This window comes from Rhodococcus sp. SORGH_AS_0301, from assembly GCF_030818285.1.
GTDB lineage: Bacteria > Actinomycetota > Actinomycetes > Mycobacteriales > Mycobacteriaceae > Rhodococcoides.
On the sequence record NZ_JAUTAC010000002.1, the window covers coordinates 1,100,579 to 1,117,623 of the forward strand.

General features: G+C 68.1%; 17 protein-coding genes and 1 pseudogene. 13 read left to right on the plus strand and 5 right to left on the minus strand.

Annotated elements, in window-relative coordinates:
• The first annotated feature begins 169 nt into the window (after positions 1 to 169).
• Positions 170 to 1,345 carry a radical SAM family heme chaperone HemW gene (gene hemW / locus QE397_RS05835; RefSeq protein ID WP_307097377.1) on the plus strand — a complete coding sequence of 392 codons (1,176 nt, stop codon included), beginning with the start codon at positions 170 to 172 and terminating at the stop codon, positions 1,343 to 1,345.
• 127 nt (positions 1,346 to 1,472) lie between these two features.
• On the opposite strand, the gene QE397_RS05840 is transcribed toward hemW, so the two are convergent.
• Positions 1,473 to 1,778: a type II toxin-antitoxin system VapB family antitoxin gene (locus QE397_RS05840; RefSeq protein WP_027505715.1), complete on the minus strand. Its 306-nt coding sequence runs from the start codon at positions 1,776 to 1,778 to the stop codon at positions 1,473 to 1,475.
• 107 nt (positions 1,779 to 1,885) lie between these two features.
• On the opposite strand from QE397_RS05840, the gene hrcA reads away from it, so the two are divergent.
• The 7 genes and pseudogenes from hrcA to era all read left to right on the plus strand — a co-directional run bounded on the left by hrcA (position 1,886) and on the right by era (position 9,140).
• Positions 1,886 to 2,929, plus strand: a complete 1,044-nt coding sequence (gene hrcA / locus QE397_RS05845; RefSeq protein WP_027505716.1) for a heat-inducible transcriptional repressor HrcA — start codon at positions 1,886 to 1,888, stop codon at positions 2,927 to 2,929.
• A gap of 73 nt (positions 2,930 to 3,002) precedes the next feature.
• A complete protein-coding gene (dnaJ, locus tag QE397_RS05850) occupies positions 3,003 to 4,154 on the plus strand; it encodes a molecular chaperone DnaJ (protein ID WP_027505717.1) in 1,152 nt (383 codons plus the stop codon).
• 18 nt (positions 4,155 to 4,172) lie between these two features.
• Positions 4,173 to 4,934 carry a 16S rRNA (uracil(1498)-N(3))-methyltransferase gene (locus QE397_RS05855; RefSeq protein ID WP_307092292.1) on the plus strand — a complete coding sequence of 254 codons (762 nt, stop codon included), beginning with the start codon at positions 4,173 to 4,175 and terminating at the stop codon, positions 4,932 to 4,934.
• Positions 4,935 to 5,274: 340 nt separating this feature from the next.
• Positions 5,275 to 6,294, plus strand: a complete 1,020-nt coding sequence (locus QE397_RS05860) for a PhoH family protein (protein WP_056446329.1) — start codon at positions 5,275 to 5,277, stop codon at positions 6,292 to 6,294.
• A gap of 52 nt (positions 6,295 to 6,346) precedes the next feature.
• Positions 6,347 to 6,910 carry an rRNA maturation RNase YbeY gene (ybeY, locus tag QE397_RS05865; protein WP_027505720.1) on the plus strand — a complete coding sequence of 188 codons (564 nt, stop codon included), beginning with the start codon at positions 6,347 to 6,349 and terminating at the stop codon, positions 6,908 to 6,910.
• Positions 6,907 to 8,244: a hemolysin family protein gene (locus QE397_RS05870; RefSeq protein WP_307092295.1), complete on the plus strand. Its 1,338-nt coding sequence runs from the start codon at positions 6,907 to 6,909 to the stop codon at positions 8,242 to 8,244. The genes ybeY and QE397_RS05870 overlap by 4 nt, the downstream gene beginning before the upstream one ends.
• A pseudogene (gene era / locus QE397_RS05875) lies at positions 8,231 to 9,140 on the plus strand (GTPase Era). The gene QE397_RS05870 and the pseudogene era overlap by 14 nt, the downstream one beginning before the upstream one ends.
• Positions 9,141 to 9,195: 55 nt before the next feature.
• Here era and QE397_RS05880 read toward each other — a convergent pair.
• Positions 9,196 to 11,565, minus strand: coding sequence for an FdhF/YdeP family oxidoreductase (locus tag QE397_RS05880; protein WP_027505723.1), 2,370 nt, complete (start codon positions 11,563 to 11,565; stop codon positions 9,196 to 9,198).
• A gap of 139 nt (positions 11,566 to 11,704) precedes the next feature.
• Between QE397_RS05880 and QE397_RS05885 the strand changes: the two genes are divergently transcribed.
• The 4 genes from QE397_RS05885 to QE397_RS05900 are packed head-to-tail and all read left to right on the plus strand — an operon-like array spanning position 11,705 to position 14,255.
• The gene (locus tag QE397_RS05885) at positions 11,705 to 12,205 is read left to right on the plus strand and encodes an SRPBCC family protein (protein ID WP_222630408.1); all 501 of its coding nucleotides are present in this window, start codon (positions 11,705 to 11,707) and stop codon (positions 12,203 to 12,205) included.
• Positions 12,206 to 12,263: 58 nt separating this feature from the next.
• Positions 12,264 to 13,097 carry a DNA repair protein RecO gene (gene recO, locus QE397_RS05890; protein WP_027505725.1) on the plus strand — a complete coding sequence of 278 codons (834 nt, stop codon included), beginning with the start codon at positions 12,264 to 12,266 and terminating at the stop codon, positions 13,095 to 13,097.
• Complete coding sequence (locus QE397_RS05895) at positions 13,048 to 13,854, plus strand: isoprenyl transferase (protein WP_307092300.1); 807 nt, start codon at positions 13,048 to 13,050, stop codon at positions 13,852 to 13,854. The genes recO and QE397_RS05895 overlap by 50 nt, the downstream gene beginning before the upstream one ends.
• The gene (locus QE397_RS05900) at positions 13,851 to 14,255 is read left to right on the plus strand and encodes a hypothetical protein (protein WP_307092301.1); all 405 of its coding nucleotides are present in this window, start codon (positions 13,851 to 13,853) and stop codon (positions 14,253 to 14,255) included. The genes QE397_RS05895 and QE397_RS05900 overlap by 4 nt, the downstream gene beginning before the upstream one ends.
• A gap of 1 nt (position 14,256) precedes the next feature.
• Here QE397_RS05900 and QE397_RS05905 read toward each other — a convergent pair whose 3' ends face one another.
• Entirely contained in the window at positions 14,257 to 14,661 is a 405-nt protein-coding gene (locus QE397_RS05905) for a Fur family transcriptional regulator (protein ID WP_027505728.1), read from the minus strand.
• Complete coding sequence (locus QE397_RS05910; RefSeq protein WP_027505729.1) at positions 14,658 to 15,005, minus strand: metalloregulator ArsR/SmtB family transcription factor; 348 nt, start codon at positions 15,003 to 15,005, stop codon at positions 14,658 to 14,660. The genes QE397_RS05905 and QE397_RS05910 overlap by 4 nt, the downstream gene beginning before the upstream one ends.
• Positions 15,006 to 15,207: 202 nt before the next feature.
• On the opposite strand from QE397_RS05910, the gene QE397_RS05915 reads away from it, so the two are divergent.
• Positions 15,208 to 16,593 (plus strand): glycine--tRNA ligase, encoded by a 1,386-nt coding sequence (locus tag QE397_RS05915; RefSeq protein ID WP_027505730.1) that lies wholly within the window; start codon positions 15,208 to 15,210, stop codon positions 16,591 to 16,593.
• Between the two features lie 3 nt (positions 16,594 to 16,596).
• Here QE397_RS05915 and QE397_RS05920 read toward each other — a convergent pair whose 3' ends face one another.
• Complete coding sequence (locus QE397_RS05920) at positions 16,597 to 17,028, minus strand: SRPBCC family protein (protein WP_027505731.1); 432 nt, start codon at positions 17,026 to 17,028, stop codon at positions 16,597 to 16,599.
• Positions 17,029 to 17,045: the final 17 nt, after the last annotated feature.

Here is a 17,045-nt window from a genome sequence, read left to right on the forward strand (position 1 = left end):
AGACGCGTGCGAGATCGACGTGGCGCCGAGCCACGAGCATGATCTCCACGACTGTCATGAGCCCCATTCTGCCACGACGCGGGTGCCTCCCCCGACCAGGGCGTCGACGAGGAGGGAGGAGGACACTGGTCCGGTGATCCCCGTTCCACTCGCTCCTCCCGCTGTCGGTGTGCTCGCACCCGAGTCGTTCGTCGATCGTCCGGCCGCGCCGTTCGGCCTCTACCTCCATGTGCCGTTCTGCGCGACGCGCTGCGGTTACTGCGACTTCAACACCTACACCGCCGGGGAGCTCGGAACGTCGGCGTCACCGCAGTCCTGGCTCGACGGAGTGCGCCGCGAGCTCGATCTCGCCGCGGCGACGTTCGCGCGGGAGTCGGGCAGCGTGCCCAGCGTCGACACCGTGTTCGTGGGCGGCGGAACGCCGTCGCTGCTCGGCGCCGACGGCCTCGCCGATCTTCTCGGTGCCGCGCGCTCGTCCTTCACGTTCTCGGCCGATGCCGAGGTGACGACGGAGTCGAATCCCGAGTCGACGTCGCCGGCCTTCTTCGACGGAATCCGCGCGGCCGGCTACACACGCGTGTCGTTGGGCATGCAGTCGGCGGCACCGCACGTGCTCGCGATCCTCGACCGCACCCACACCCCGGGACGCGCCGGGGACGCGGCACGGGAAGCGGCGGCGGCCGGGTTCGACCACGTGAACCTCGACCTCATCTACGGAACGCCGGGAGAGAGTGACGACGACCTCGACGCGTCGTTGACGGCGGTGCTCGACGCCGGTGTCGACCACGTGTCCGCGTACGCGCTCATCGTCGAGGACGGGACGGCCCTGGCGAGACGGGTGCGCCGGGGCGAGCTCCCGGCTCCGGACGACGATGTGCTGGCGTCGCGCTACGAGCGGATCGACGCGCGTCTCGGCGCGGCCGGCTTCGGGTGGTACGAGGTGTCCAACTGGGCGCGGGGCGACGGTGCGGAGTGCCGGCACAACTTGGGGTACTGGGACGGCGGTGACTGGTGGGGCATCGGTCCCGGCGCACACAGCCATGTGAACGGGACGCGGTTCTGGAACGTCAAGCATCCGGCGCGATACGCGGAGACGCTGGCGAACGGGGCGCTGCCGATCGCGGACAGCGAATCCCTCACGAGCGACGAGCAACACATGGAACGTGTCATGTTGACCGCGCGGCTGCGGGCGGGAATGGCCGCGGGTGACCTGTCAGCGGACGAGGTGGCCCGTGCGGACTCGATCGCCTCCGACGGGCTGCTCGTCCGTCACGACAATCGGTACATTCTCACCGACCGTGGGCGGTTGCTCGCCGACGGGGTCGTGCGCGACATTCTCGAGTGAGTGCCGCTCAGGAGAAGTAGGCGAATGCCGAGGTCACCAGTTCGATCAGATCGACTCTGCCTGCGAAGAGGTCTGTGAAGAAGGTCTGCCAGCCTGTGAACGGGTCCATGCAGACAATCTACCGACTTCAGGCCCCGATCGCGTCGTAATCGAACACCCGCGCGTGCAGGACGACACGGTTTCGCAGCGCAGCCCGCACCGCCCGGTGCAGGCCGTCCTCGAGGTACACGACGCCGTGGTAATGCACGGCATGGGGAAACAGGTCCCCGTAGAACGTGCTGTCCTCGGACAGCAGACGGTCGAGTTCGAGCACCTTCGTGGTGGTCACGATCTCGTCGAGGCGCAACTGACGTGGCGGAATCTTGGACCAGTCGCGGAGCGACAGACCGTGCTCCGGATACGGCTTGCCGTCGCGCACTCCCTTGAAGATCACACCGGTCACAGTAGTGACTCGGGCGAGCGGAATGGGGCACCCGCGCGTCGCCGACTAGAATCGGCTGGTCCCGCACAGCCACCGGTCCCGAGCGTAGGAGGGTTGCGATGTCGAGTACGGAGGATCGACGTTTCGAGGTCCTGCGTGCCCTGGTCGCCGACTATGTCGCGACGCAGGAGCCCATCGGATCGAAAGCACTGGTCGATCGACACAATCTGGGAGTGTCCAGCGCTACCGTGCGCAACGACATGGCCGTGCTGGAGGCCGAGGGCTACATCACGCAGCCGCACACCAGCTCGGGTCGTATCCCCACAGACAAGGGCTACCGGCAGTTCGTCGACCGCATCGCCGACGTCAAGCCGCTCTCCGCGGCGGAGCGACGGGCGATCCTGCAGTTCCTCGACACCGGCGTCGACCTGGACGACGTGCTGCGGCGCGGTGTTCGCCTGCTCGCCCAGCTGACCCGTCAGGTCGCCGTCGTGCAGTACCCGACGCTGTCCGCGTCGTCGGTCCGCCATCTCGAGGTGGTGGCCCTGACGCCGGCGCGACTGTTGCTGGTGCTGATCACCGACTCCGGCCGCGTCGATCAGCGCATCGTCGAGCTCGGCGACGTCATCGACGACGAGGACCTCTCGCGTCTGCGGTCGCTGCTCGGCGGCGCGCTGGAGGGCAAGCGTCTCGCCCTGGCGTCGGCCGCGGTGGCCGAACTCGCCGAGACGGCGCCCGAGGATCTGCGCGACGCCGTGGTGCGCTCGTCGACCGTGCTGGTCGAGACGCTCGTCGAACACCCGGAGGAGCGGCTCGTGCTCGGGGGGACCGCCAACCTGACGCGCAACGCCGCCGACTTCGCCGCGCTCAGTGGGTTCCCGGGGTCGTTGCGCTCCGTGCTCGAGGCGCTGGAGGAACAGGTCGTGGTGCTCAAGCTCATCGCGGCGACCCAGGACACCGGTCGAGTGACCGTCCGGATCGGCGAGGAGACCATGGCCCCGGAGATGCGGGGCACCTCGGTGGTCTCCACCGGCTACGGCTCGGCGGGCAACGTGCTGGGCGGTATGGGTGTGCTCGGCCCCACTCGCATGGACTACCCGGGAACGATCGCGTCGGTCGCGGCTGTTGCTCGATACATCGGAGAGGTGCTGGCCGAACGATGACGGCCGGTGCACTCACCTGCCCCACCCGAACTTTTCCCGACCCACCTTCCACCAAGAGGATATGAGTACACACGTGGCACGCGACTATTACGGAACTCTGGGCGTCGACAACAAGGCGTCGGACCAGGAGATCAAGCGCGCGTATCGCAAACTCGCGCGTGAGTTCCACCCCGACGTCAACCCCGACGAGTCGGCCCAGGCCCGCTTCAAGGACATCAGCTCCGCGTACGAGGTGCTGTCCGATCCCGAGAAGCGACGCATCGTCGATCTCGGTGGCGATCCGCTCGAGAGTGGCGGCGGAGGCGGAGCAGGCGGCTTCGGCGGTGCCGGCTTCGGCGGCGGACTGGGCGACGTGTTCGAGGCGTTCTTCGGCGGCAACGGCGGCGGCACCCGCGGACCCCGCGGTCGCGTCCAGCCCGGCTCGGACTCGCTGCTGCGCACCACGCTGACGCTGGAGGAGTGCGCCACCGGCGTCACCAAGCACATCGCCGTCGAGACGGCCGTGCTGTGCGACGTGTGCACCGGTTCCGGGACCAACGGCGACTCGACGCCGGTCCGCTGTGAGACGTGCAACGGTGCCGGCGAGGTCCAGTCGGTCCAGCGGTCGTTCCTCGGACAGGTCATGACGGCGCGTCCGTGCCCCACCTGCCGCGGCGCGGGCGAGACGATCCCCGATCCCTGCCGCAAGTGTGGCGGCGACGGGCGCGTGCGTGCCCGCCGCGAGCTGGCCGTGAAGGTGCCGGCCGGTGTCGGCAGCGGGATGCGCATCCGCCTCGCGGCGCAGGGCGAGGTCGGCCCCGGCGGCGGTCCCGCCGGTGACGTGTACGCCGAGGTGGTCGAGAAGTCGCACGACGTGTTCGTCCGCGACGGCGACGATCTGCACTGCACCATCCGCGTGCCGATGGCGGACGCCGCCCTGGGCACGTCCGTCAGCGTCGACGCGATTCTCGACGGTCCCACGACGATCACCGTCGACCCCGGCACGCAGCCCGGCTCGGTGCAGGTCCTGCGCGGTCACGGCATGCCCAAGCTGCGCAGCGGTGTCCGCGGCGATCTGCACGCGCACCTCGAGGTGGTCGTCCCGGCCCGCCTGGACTCCACGGAGACCAAGTTGCTGCAGCAACTGCGTACTCACCGCGAACGCGACAACGCCGAGGTGGTCACCACTGCATCGCAGCACACCGGGGGACTGTTCTCCCGTCTGCGCGACGCCTTCAGTCGCTGATCGGGCGGGGGACCACTGGTGGCGGCGACCGTCTACTTCCTCGATCCGCTGCCGTCTCCGGGGGAGTCGGGCGCGTTGGACGGGGCCGAAGGTCGGCACGCGGCCACGGTGCGCCGGACGACCGTCGGTGAGCGGCTGGTGCTGTCGGACGGCCGCGGCTCGCTCGCGGCCGTCGAGGTCACCGGCGTCGAGAAGGCCCGGCTCTCGTTCACGGTGCTCTCCGTCACCACCGCGGAGCCGCCCCGGCCCACGGTGACCGTGATCCAGGCCCTCCCGAAGTCGGAGCGCTCGGAACTGGCCGTCGAGACGGCGACCGAGGCGGGAGCGGACGCGATCGTGCCGTGGCAGTCGCTGCGCTGCGTGTCGCGATGGGACGGCCCGAAGGCCGTCAAAGGTGTCGCGAAGTGGCGGAACGCTGCCACCGCGGCCGCCAAGCAGGCGCGGCGTGCCTTCGTTCCCGACGTCGCCGACCTGCACGACACCCGGATGGTGCGCAGCCTGGTCGAGGACGTCGTCGCACGTGGGGGCATCGTGGTCGCGCTGCACGAGGCTGCCCCCGGGGCCTTCGCGGACCTCCCGTTCCGCGGCGCACCCGAGGTGGTGCTCGTCGTCGGACCCGAGGGCGGGCTCGACGACACGGAGATCGACATGCTCGTCGGTGCCGGCGCGACGCCCGCGCTCCTGGGGCCGACCGTCCTGCGGACATCGACCGCGGCGGCCGTGGCGTTGGGCGCGCTCGGCGTCCTGACCGATCGCTGGGACGGCGCGCCCCCTGCTTGATCTGCGGCGCGGGCCGCCGGTGCACGTGCTCCGGTTTCCGCAACCCGCTCCTGTCGCGACCGGAGCAGGTTGTTGCAACCGGAGCACCTGGCGCCGCCCGGCCCGTGTGCGGGAAGGGGCAGCTACGAGGGTTGCGCGCGACATACTGGAATGCGCTTCTCGGGGGAGACGTTAAAGTGGTGAGAGGTTCCCGTCGCGGCGAACCGAGTATCGAAACCCGAGAGAAGGCCATAGCCACCACGTGAGTGACAACATCCCTTTCGTCGGCACCAGAGGTGACGATGCGCAGGACACCACTCGTGCGTCCCGCGCGCAGAAGCGGCAGTCCTCACGCCCGGTTCTGACCGAGGCGCGTGTGACCGAGTCCATCGAACTCGACCCCGCCGTGATGTTCCCTCTGCTCGGGTCCGCCGACGGTAACCTCCGGGCGCTCGAGCAGGTGCTCTCCGCCGAGATCCACGTACGCGGCAACGTCGTCACGTTCGAGGGGGCACCGTCCGACATCGCCGTCGGCAAGCGGGTGCTCACCGAGCTCGCCGCCGTCGTGGTCGCCGGCGGACCGGTCACTCCGGACGCGGTGCGGCGCACCGTCGCGATGCTCAGCCGCGGCGTGAGCGAGTCTCCCGCCGAGGTCCTGAGCCTGGACATCCTGTCCCGACGCGGCAAGACCATCCGGCCCAAGACGCTGAACCAGAAGCGCTACGTCGACGCGATCGACGCCAACACCATCGTGTTCGGCGTGGGTCCCGCCGGAACGGGCAAGACCTACCTGGCCATGGCCAAGGCGGTGCAGGCTCTGCAGGCGAAGCAGGTCAGCCGCATCATCCTCACGCGCCCGGCCGTCGAGGCGGGGGAGCGACTCGGGTTCCTCCCCGGCACACTGCACGACAAGATCGATCCGTACCTGCGTCCGCTCCACGACGCGTTGCACGACATGATGGACGTCGAAGCCATCCCGAAGCTCATGCAGGCGGGCATCATCGAGGTCGCACCGCTGGCCTACATGCGTGGCCGCACGCTGAACGACGCGTTCATCATCCTCGACGAGGCGCAGAACACCACGGCCGAGCAGATGAAGATGTTCCTGACCCGCCTCGGCTTCAACTCGAAGATCGTCGTCACCGGTGACATCACCCAGGTGGATCTCCCCGGCGGATCGCGTTCGGGACTGCGTGCCGCCACCGAGATCCTGGTGGACATCGACGACATCCACTTCGCCAAGCTCGACAGCAGCGACGTGGTCCGGCACCGACTGGTCTCCGACATCGTCGACGCCTACGACCGTTTCGACGCCGCGGACGCCAAGTCCGCCAACCGCGCTGCGCGTCGCAGTGGCGGTCCCCGCGCCGCGCATCACTGATGTGGGCGTGCACGGGCACGGGGGCGTCGCCGCGCACTAGTACGGTGTTCGCATGAGCATCGAGGTCTCCAACGAATCCGGGATGGACGTCGGAGAAGAGGATCTGATCGCGGTCGCGCGCTACGCCATCGCGCAGATGGACGTGCACCCGGCAGCCGAGCTGTCCATGGTCCTCGTCGACTCCGCCACCATGGCCGATCTCCACATGCGCTGGATGGACCTGCCAGGTCCCACCGACGTGATGTCGTTCCCGATGGACGAGCTCGAGCCGGGCGGTCGCCCGGACTCACCGGACCCCGGTCCGTCGATGCTCGGAGACATCGTGCTGTGCCCGTCGTTCGCGGCGGACCAGGCCGAGAAGGCCGGGCACCCGCTCGAGCACGAACTCGCACTCCTCACAGTGCACGGTGTGCTGCACCTCCTCGGCTACGACCACGCGGAGCCGGACGAGGAGAAGGAGATGTTCGGCCTGCAGAACAGCATCCTCGAGGACTGGTACGAGAGTCTGCGCCAGGCCGAGCGCGACGCTCTGTCGGCTGCGCGAGACGCGAAATTGTTGGGCAGCACCGGCTTCGCGAATCCCCGGACCGATGCCGGTGGTGAGTCGACCCGGTGACCAGCGCTCCGGCACTGATCGTGCTCGCGGTTGTCCTCGTCCCTCTCGGTGGCCTCTTCGCCGCCATCGACTCCGCCGTCAACACCGTCTCCTCAGCACGCGTCGAGGAGATGGTGAAGGAATCTCGGGGCGGGGCGAGCGAACTGCTCCGCATCCTCGAGGACCGTCCGCGGTACGTCAATCTGATGGTGCTGCTGCGCATCCTGTGCGAGATCGGGTCCACGGTTCTGCTCGCCGGAGCGTTACTGGACCTGCTCGCGCCGGCGCAGGCACTGGCCATCGCCGCCGGCGTCATGGTGGTGGTCGACTACGTCGTCATCGGCGTGGGGCCCCGCACACTCGGCCGCCAGCACGCGTACTCCATCTCGTTGGGGTCGTCCTACCCGCTGCGCGCCATCGGCATCCTGCTCGGCCCGGTGAGCCGGTTGCTCATTCTCGTCGGCAATGCGATCACGCCCGGCCGCGGCTTCCGCAACGGTCCCTTCGCCTCCGAGATCGAACTGCGGGAACTGGTCGACATGGCGCAGGAGCGCGGCGTGGTCGCCGACGACGAGCGCCGCATGATCCAGTCCGTGTTCGAGCTCGGCGACACCTCCGCACGCGAGGTGATGGTGCCGCGCACCGAGATGGTGTGGATCGAGCGTGACAAGTCCGCCGGACAGGCGACCACCCTCGCCGTGCGGAGCGGGCATTCGCGGATCCCGGTGATCGGCGAGAACGTCGACGACATCCTCGGCGTCGTCTATCTCAAGGACCTCGTGCAACAGACGTACACGTCGTCCGATGGTGGTCGCAGCGTGCGTGTCGACGAGGTCATGCGTCCCGCGGTGTTCGTCCCGGACTCCAAGCCGCTGGACAGCCTGCTGGCCGAGATGCAGAGGGACCGCAAGCACATGGCCGTCCTGGTGGACGAGTACGGCGGTGTCGCCGGCCTCGTCACCATCGAGGACGTGCTCGAGGAGATCGTCGGCGAGATCGCGGACGAGTACGACACCGACGAGGTGGCCCCGATCGAGGAACTCGAGGACGGCCGCTTCCGGGTGTCGTCCCGGCTTCCTCTCGAGGATCTCGGCGAACTGTTCGACATCGAGATCGACAACGACGAGGTGGACACCGTCGGCGGCCTGCTGTCCTACGAGATCGGGCGCGTCCCGCTGCCGGGCGCCCGTGTCGAGGCACACGGGTTGATCCTGGTGGCCGAGGGCGGCTCCGATGCGCGCGGACGAGTGCGCGTGAGCACCGTGACCGCCGAGAAGCTTCCCGAACCGGACTCCGACGACGAGGACTCCGAGTCGTCGGACGAGAGAGACGAGATCGACCATGACCGAGACTGACGATTTCCACTCCGGGTTCGTGTGCTTCGTCGGACGGCCCAACACCGGCAAGTCCACTCTGACGAATGCCCTGGTGGGAGCCAAGATCGCCATCACGTCCTCCCGGCCCCAGACCACACGCCACACCATTCGGGGCATCGTGCACCGGGACCACGCGCAGCTGATCCTCGTGGACACCCCGGGCCTGCACCGGCCGAGGACCCTGCTCGGGCAGCGTCTGAACGACCTGGTGCGCGACACCTACTCGGAGGTCGACGCCATCGGTCTCTGCATCCCGGCGGACGAGAAGATCGGCCCCGGCGATCGCTGGATCCTGGAGCAGGTCCGCCACAACGCGGGCAGGACAGCGCTGGTCGGTCTGGTGACCAAGATCGACAAGGTCTCCAAGCAGCGCGTCATGGAGCAACTGATCGCCGTCTCGAACCTGCTCGGTCCCGACTGCGAGGTGGTCCCCGTGTCCGCCGCGTCCGGCGAGCAGGTGGAGGTCGTCGTCGACGTCTTCGCGAAGGTGCTGCCGCCCGGGCCCGCGTTCTACCCCGACGGTGAGCTGACGGACGAGCCGGAGGAGACCCTCATGGCCGAGTTGATCCGGGAGGCAGCGCTCGAGGGAGTGCACGACGAGCTCCCGCACTCCCTCGCCGTGGTCATCGAGGAGGTCGGGCCCCGCGAGGGGTCGGACACGATGCTGGACGTGCACGCCATTTCTCTACGTCGAACGTCAGTCGCAGAAGGCGATCGTCATCGGCAAGGGTGGGGCTCGACTGCGCGACGTGGGCACCGCGGCTCGCGGTCAGATCGAGAAGCTGCTCGGTACCCGCATCTACCTCGACCTCCGCGTCAAGGTGGCCAAGGACTGGCAGCGCGATCCCAAGCAGATGGGCAAGCTGGGCTTCTGACCCCGCGCTATCGTGCCGCGATCGAATCGTCGCGACACGGTAGCCCGGTCCAGATTCAGGAGAGGTGCTCAGGCTCCGTCTGGGTCTTGTGGTGCTCGTCGGAGCGCATGGCGTCCTGGCCGCCGTGCCCCACTCCCGGGCTGCCGGCCCTGGCCGGACTCAACGAGACGACGATCGACTTCGACGTGGGGCAGTTGCTGTCGGTCGCCGACGAGTCCAACGGAACCAGCGGGTTGGTCTCCGGGTAGTAGGCGGCCGCGGACCCCTTGGGCGTCTGGTACTCGACGATCCGGAAGTTCTCGGCGACGCGCACCACGTCGTCGTCGTCCCACTTGGTGGTGATGTCGACGAAGTCGCCGTCCTTCATGCCGAGTTCCGCGATGTCGCCGCGGTTGACGAACACGACGCGGCGGCCGCCCTCGATTCCCCGGTACCGGTCGCTGAGTCCGTAGATCGTGGTGTTGAACTGATCATGGCTCCGGAACGTCTGCAGCAGAAGATGTTTCGGCGGCACCTGCAGCGCCTCGATGGGCGAGACGAAGAACTCGGCGAGGCCGGACTCCGTCTGGAAGGTCCGCGAGTCCCGCGGCGGGTGGGGGAGGACGAAGCCTCCGGGGCGCCGAGCGTTGACCTCGTAGCCCTGGCATCCCGGAACCACCCGCGAGATGTGCTGACGGATGGTGCGGTAGTCGTCGCGCATGCCCTTCCAGTCGAGACCGTAGCGGTCGCCGATCGTGGCTTCCGCGATCTGCGTGATGATCTCGACCTCGGACTTGACGTGCGGGCTCGGCGGATCGAGCGGACCGCGGGAGGAGTGCACCGAGCACGTCGAGTCCTCGACGCTGATCCACTGCGGCCCGCTGGCCTGGATGTCCTTCTCGGTGCGGCCCTTGGTCGGCAGGATCAGCGCCACGTCCCCGGTGACGAGGTGCGAGCGGTTGATCTTCGTCGAGATGTGCACCGTCATGTTCGTCTTGCGCATGGCATCGAAGGTGACGGTGCTGTCCGGCGTGGCCTGGGCGAAATTGCCGCCGAGACCGAGGAAGAACTTCACCTTGCCGTCGCGCATCCCGCGGATCGAGTCGATCGTGTCGAGACCGTTCTCGCGGGGCGGATCGAAGCCGAACTCGCTCTCGAGTGCGTCGAGGAAGTGCTTCGGCACCCGCTCCCAGATGCCCATGGTGCGGTCGCCCTGCACGTTCGAGTGACCGCGCACGGGCAGCACACCCGCGTTCGGCTTGCCGATGTTGCCCTGGGCGAACGCGAGGTTGGTGATCTCCTTGACGGTGTTCACGGCGTTGCGGTGCTGCGTGATGCCCATGGCCCAGCAGAAGACGGTGGCCTTCGAGTCGCGCAGGAGCTTCGCTGCGTCTGTGATCTGGGCTCGGGAGAGACCGGTGACCGTCTCCACCTCGTCCCAGTCGACCGCCGAGACGTGCTGCTTCCACAGATCGAAGTTGTTGGTGTACTTCTCGATGAACTCGTGATCGAGGGCGTCCCACTCGACCAGCAGCTTGCCGATGGCCTGGAAGAGCGCCAGGTCGCCGTTGATGCGGATCGGCAGGTGCATGTCCTCGAGATCGGTGCCGGGTCCCACCATGCCGCGCGGGGTCTGCGGATTCTTGAAGTTGATGAGGCCGGCCTCGCGCAACGGGTTGATCGCCAGGATCTTGGCGCCGTTCTGCTTGGCCTTCTCCAGCGCGGACAGCATGCGCGGGTGGTTGGTGCCCGGGTTCTGTCCGGCCAGGATGATGAGGTCCGCGCCGTACACGTCGTCGAGCACGACGCTGGCCTTGCCGATGCCCATCGACTCCTGCAGAGCGAACGACGTGGACTCGTGACACATGTTGGAACAGTCCGGCAGGTTGTTGGTGCCGTACGCGCGAACGAAGAGCTGGTACACGAACGCGGACTCGTTCGACGCGCGGCCCGACGTGTAGAACGTGGCCTCGTCCGGGTGCAGCGAGCGCAGCTCCTCGCCGATGAGGTCGAATGCCTCGTCCCACCCGATCGCCTCGTAGTGGGTGCCGCCCGACCGCTTGACCATCGGGTGCGTGATGCGTCCCTGCTGACCGAGCCAGTGCTCACTGTGCGAGTCGAGGTCGGCGATGCTGTGGCGCGCGAAGAACTCCGGGGTGGCGCGGCGCTTGTCGGCTTCCTCGGCGACGGCCTTCGCGCCGTTCTCGCAGAACTCCGCGGCGTGACGGTGACCCGGATCCGGATCGGGCCACGCGCAGCTCATGCAGTCGAAGCCCTCGGCCTGGTTCAGGTCGAGCAGGGTCCGTGCGGTCCGCACCGGGCCCATGCGCTCGAGCGAGCGCTTCATCGAGACGGCGACGGCGGTCGGACCGGCGGCATGCGTCTTCGGCTTCTCGATCGACAGGTCGGCCTCGTCGTAGTCCCGAGAGTCGTGTGTGCGTGTCATCGATCCGTCACTCCTTCATGTCGCGCGTGCCCCTCTGGTCGAGGGTAGTGCGCGGCGCCGACACGACCGGTCGGACGACGCGCTTCCACTCCTGTCTACCCGCGCCGACGATTCCGTACCCGTCGCCTAGCGTGAGGCCATGACGAGAACTCGCACCGTGTCCGATCACGTCGACGTCGCGGCATCGCCCGACGAGGTCTACGCACTGGTCAGCGATCCGACGCAGACGCATCGGTGGAGCCCCGAGAACACGGGAGCGGTGGTGGACGAGCCGCGCCGTGGAGGTACCTACGAGGGCATGACGTTCGTCGGCCGCAACAAGCGCGGCCGGGCGACGTGGAGCACGCGGTGCGTGGTGACAGCCGCCGAGCCCGCACGGCGATTCGCGTTCCGGGTGGAGGTCATCGGACCCGGCAAGCCGATCGTCCGCGCGCGGAACGCGAGCTGGGAGTACACCTTCGCGCCAGTGGACGGCGGCACTCGCGTCACCGAGACGTGGACGGACGATCGGCCGTGGCCCGACGCGGTTGCCGCGCTGTTCGACAAGGTGGCCACCGGGGGCAGTTCCTTCGCGTCCTTCCAGCGCCGCAACATCGCGCGGACGCTGGCGAATCTGCAGGCCGAGCTCGGCGCTCCCTGACCTCGCCCGGTCGTCCTGCGTGGGACAATGACACGGTGCCGGCGAGCAGAGGTGGAGTGTGAGGTCGTATCGCGATCATGCCGTCGTCCTGCGCCAGCACAAGCTCGGTGAGGCCGACCGCATCGTCACGCTCCTCACCCGCCGCCACGGACTGGTGCGCGCAGTAGCGAAGGGCGTGCGCCGCACGACGTCGAAGTTCGGCGCCCGGCTCGAGCCGTTCGCCTACATCGACGTGCAGCTGTATCCCGGTCGCAACCTCGACATCGTGACCCAGGTACAGACCGTCGAGTCGTTCGCGTCCGACATCGTCGCCGACTACGGCCGCTACACCACCGGGTGCGCCGTCCTCGAGACCTCCGAGCGACTGGCGGGTGAGGAGCATGCTCCGGCGCCTCGTCTGCATCACCTGACCGTCGGCGCGCTGCGCACCCTGGCCTCCGGGGCTCGCGACTCGGAACTGGTGCTGGACGCGTTCCTGCTGCGGGCGATGAACTTCGCCGGGTGGGCTCCGTCGCTGGACGAGTGCGCGACGTGCGCTGCGCCCGGTCCGCATCGCGCGTTCCACGTCTCCGCCGGGGGAGCGGTGTGCACCCACTGTCGCCCCGCCGGGTCCAGCACACCCTCGGTGGGTGTGCTCGACCTGATGTCGGCCCTGCAGAGCGGCGACTGGGCGGGTACCGAGGCGTCGACCGACTCGATGCGCGTGCAGGCGAGCGGTCTGGTGGCCGCGCACCTGCAGTGGCATCTCGAACGGCAACTGCGGACGCTCCCGTTCGTCGAACGCAGTGGCGGGTCCGGGACCGCCGGGTCCGCACCTGCCGGAGAAACTCCGGTCGGGCAGGATGAGACCCGTGATCCGTCGAAGTCCACGCGAGCAGCCCACCCGGCGTGAGGTCCGCGCGCCCGATCCGCACCCGTCCGGTGCCCGCGCGCCGATCCTGCAGCCGGAGCTGATTCCCCGCCACGTGGCGCTCGTCATGGACGGCAACGGACGCTGGGCGCAGGATCGCGGACTGCCCCGCACCGCCGGTCACGAGCGCGGCGAGGCCGTCCTCATGGACACGGTCTGCGGATGCATCGACATCGGCGTGCAGTGGCTGTCCGCCTACGCGTTCTCGACGGAGAACTGGCGCCGCAGCCCGGACGAGGTGAAGTTCCTCATGGGCTTCAACCGCGACGTCATCCGCCGCCGCCGCGACGAGATGCACGAGATGGGGGTGCGCGTCCGCTGGGCGGGGCGCCGACCTCGTCTGTGGCGCAGCGTCATCAACGAACTCGAGACGGCCGAGGAGCTCACGAAGGACAACACCGTCATGACGCTGACGATGTGCGTCAACTACGGCGGCCGCGCCGAGATCGTGGACGCAGCCCGCGAGATCGCCCGTCGCGCAGCAGCCGGACAGCTCGATCCCGACAAGATCTCCGAGGCGTCCTTCGCGAAGTACCTCGACGAACCGGACATGCCCGACGTGGACCTCTTCCTGCGGCCGTCCGGCGAGCAGCGCACGTCCAATTTCCTGATCTGGCAGTCCGCGTACGCGGAGATGGTGTTCCAGGAGAAGCTCTTTCCCGATTTCGATCGCCGCGACCTGTGGGCCGCGTGCGTCGAGTACGCCTCGCGTGACCGCAGATTCGGTGGTGTGAAATGACGGAGCAGGACGTCGTGGCGGCCCTGCAGGACCGTGCCCGGCTGGCACTCGGACAGTTCGCGGACGTGTCCGTGGGCGACGACGGATCGCTCGGGTTCAGCTACGCGGGCGCACTCTGCTCGCTGCGTGCGGTCGCTCTGAGTCCGGGACTCGAGGTGCTCGCTCTGACGGCCGTGCTGGCCTGGGACCGTCCGTCGTCGGGAACGCTGCGGGCGCGAGTAGCGGTGCGCAACAGCGAGTCCCAGTTCGGCTCGATCTCGCTCACGACGCACGGGTCGCAGGCCGACGTCGTGATGCGCTACACGTTCCCGGCGTCGGGACTCGACGACGAACCACTCATGACGATGCTCGTCCTGGTGCTCTCGGGTGTGGAGAAGGCGCGCGTCGGCCTGGTGCCGTGACTCATCGCGCGGCGCACTCGCTGCAGGTGCCGAAGATCTCGGCGGTGTGGCTGACGTCGCTGAAACCGTGCTTCGACGCCACCGACTTGGTCCAGCGCTCCACGGCGGCACCTTCCACCTCGACGGTGAAGCCGCAGTCGCGGCACACCAGATGGTGGTGGTGACCGTCGGAGCACCGGCGGTAGACGGACTCACCGGAATCGGTCCGTAGGACGTCGATGGTGCCGGCGTCCGCGAGGGCCTGCAGGGTGCGGTAGACGGTGGTGAGGCCGATACCGTCGCCACGCTTGCGCAGTTCGTCGTGCAGCTCCTGCGCCGACCGGAACTCATCGACGGTCTCCAGCAGTTCGGAGATGGCGCTGCGCTGCTTGGTCGAGCGCACACCGATGGTGCGGGGAGCGGTCACGAGTGGTTCTCCTCCTGAGCGTGGGCGACGGCGTCGACGACTATGTGGGCGAGGTGGTCGTCCACCAGGCGGTACAGGACCTCGCGTCCGGCACGCTCACCGCGGACGACGCCCGCGGCCTTGAGGACACGCAGGTGCTGGCTGATGAGGGGCTGCGTGACGCCCAGTGCACCGACCAGCTCGTGCACACACCGCTCCGACTCGCGCAGTTGCAGCACGATCGCGATGCGCACCGGAGCGGCGAGTGCACGCAGCAGGTCGCCCGCGCCGCCCAGCACGTCCTTGGACGGCAGCGGAACGGGGCTCGGAGCCGCGGGAGGGACCACCGTGTCGTCGATGCTCATGAAGGTCCTCCTGCACTGTGGGGTGGTGCTTAATGGAAACAGTAACCACTTTCGACATCTACTCTGATATGCGCGGACGTGCATGTCAACTCACCGGTGCTCGAAGACCGGGACGTCGCCGGATAGTCTGATGTGTCGCGAGCAGAGGGACACCCCCTCGCTCGGCAGTACTACCGACCACCCGAGATGGAGAGCTGGCCCCGTGGCACCGAAGTCCAAGATCGATACCGTCGCCAACCTGGCCAAACGCCGGGGACTCGTCTACCAGTGTGGCGAGATCTACGGCGGAACCAAGTCGGCCTGGGATTACGGCCCCCTCGGCGTGGAGCTGAAGGACAACATCAAGAAGCAGTGGTGGCGCAACATGATCACCAGCCGCGAGGACACGGTGGGTCTCGACTCGTCCGTGATCCTGCCGCGCGAGGTGTGGGAGGCGTCCGGCCACGTCGAGACGTTCTCCGACCCGCTGGTCGAGTCGCTCCACACCCACAAGCGCTACCGCGCCGATCACCTGCTCGAAGCGTACGAGGAGAAGCACGGCCACCCGCCGGAGAACGGACTAGCCGACATCCGTGATCCCGAGACCGGGGAGCCCGGTTCCTGGACGGAGCCGCGCGCATTCTCCGGACTGCTCAAGACGTTCCTCGGACCTGTCGACGACGAGGCCGGACTGCACTACCTCCGCCCCGAGACGGCGCAGGGCATCTTCGTCAACTTCGCCAACGTGCTCACCACGTCGCGCAAGAAGCCGCCGTTCGGCATCGGCCAGATCGGCAAGAGCTTCCGCAACGAGATCACGCCCGGCAACTTCATCTTCCGCACCCGCGAGTTCGAGCAGATGGAGATGGAGTTCTTCGTCAAGCCCGGCGAGGACGAGCAGTGGCACCAGTACTGGATCGACTACCGCATGAAGTGGTACACCGATCTGGGCATCGACCCGGAGAACCTACGCCTGTACGAGCACGCGCAGGAGAAGCTGTCGCACTACTCCAAGCGCACCGTGGACATCGAGTACCGCTTCGAGTTCCAGGGCAGCGCGTGGGGCGAGCTCGAGGGCGTCGCCAACCGCACCGACTTCGATCTGTCGACGCACTCGAAGCACTCCGGCACCGACCTGAGCTTCTACGACCAGGCCAACGACGAGCGCTACACCCCGTACGTCATCGAACCTGCTGCGGGACTGACGCGTTCGCTCATGGCGTTCCTCGTCGACGCGTACCACGAGGACGAGGCGCCCAATGCGAAGGGCGGCGTGGACAAGCGGACGGTGCTGCGACTCGATCGTCGTCTGGCGCCGGTCAAGGCCGCCGTGCTCCCGCTGAGCCGCAACGCCGACCTGACGCCCAAGGCCAAGGACCTCGCGGCGACTCTGCGACAGAACTGGAACGTCGAGTTCGACGACGCCGGCGCCATCGGTCGCCGCTACCGTCGCCAGGACGAGATCGGCACCCCGTTCTGCATCACGGTCGACTTCGACACGCTGGACGACCATGCGGTCACCATCCGCGAGCGCGACAGCATGGCACAGGAACGGATCGCCCTCGATCAGGTCGAGGGCTACCTCGCCACCCGCCTGCTGGGCTGCTGACCGCTACTTCTGCAGAGCAGCGGTCATCTGCTCCTCGGTCTCTTTCCCGACCCGCTCGAAGGCGATGCCGGCGAGCGGGTCGGCCAGTTTCGCGAGGCCGTTGAACTCGATGTTCGCGTGATAGGTGATCTCGGTGGAGGTCGGGCCGGCTTCGTTCAGCGTGATGTCGTCGGTGCTCGTAGCCGTCTTGTTCGTGCCCTTCAGGACGATGTGGCCGGGCTCGTCGACCTCGAGACGGTAGGTCAGCTCGGTCGAGATGCCGTACAGCTTCGACGTGTTGTTCCATTCCGTGCCGACGGCGACCGGTCCGGGCGTGGACTGCGTGCACTCCACGGTGCCCGGATCCCATTCGGTGGCGTTCGCGAAGTCGCGCAGGTACGCGGCCACGTCCGCCCGTGATCGGGTGACGGTGAAGGTGCGGGTGACATCGACCATGGGTGGGGCTCCTGATG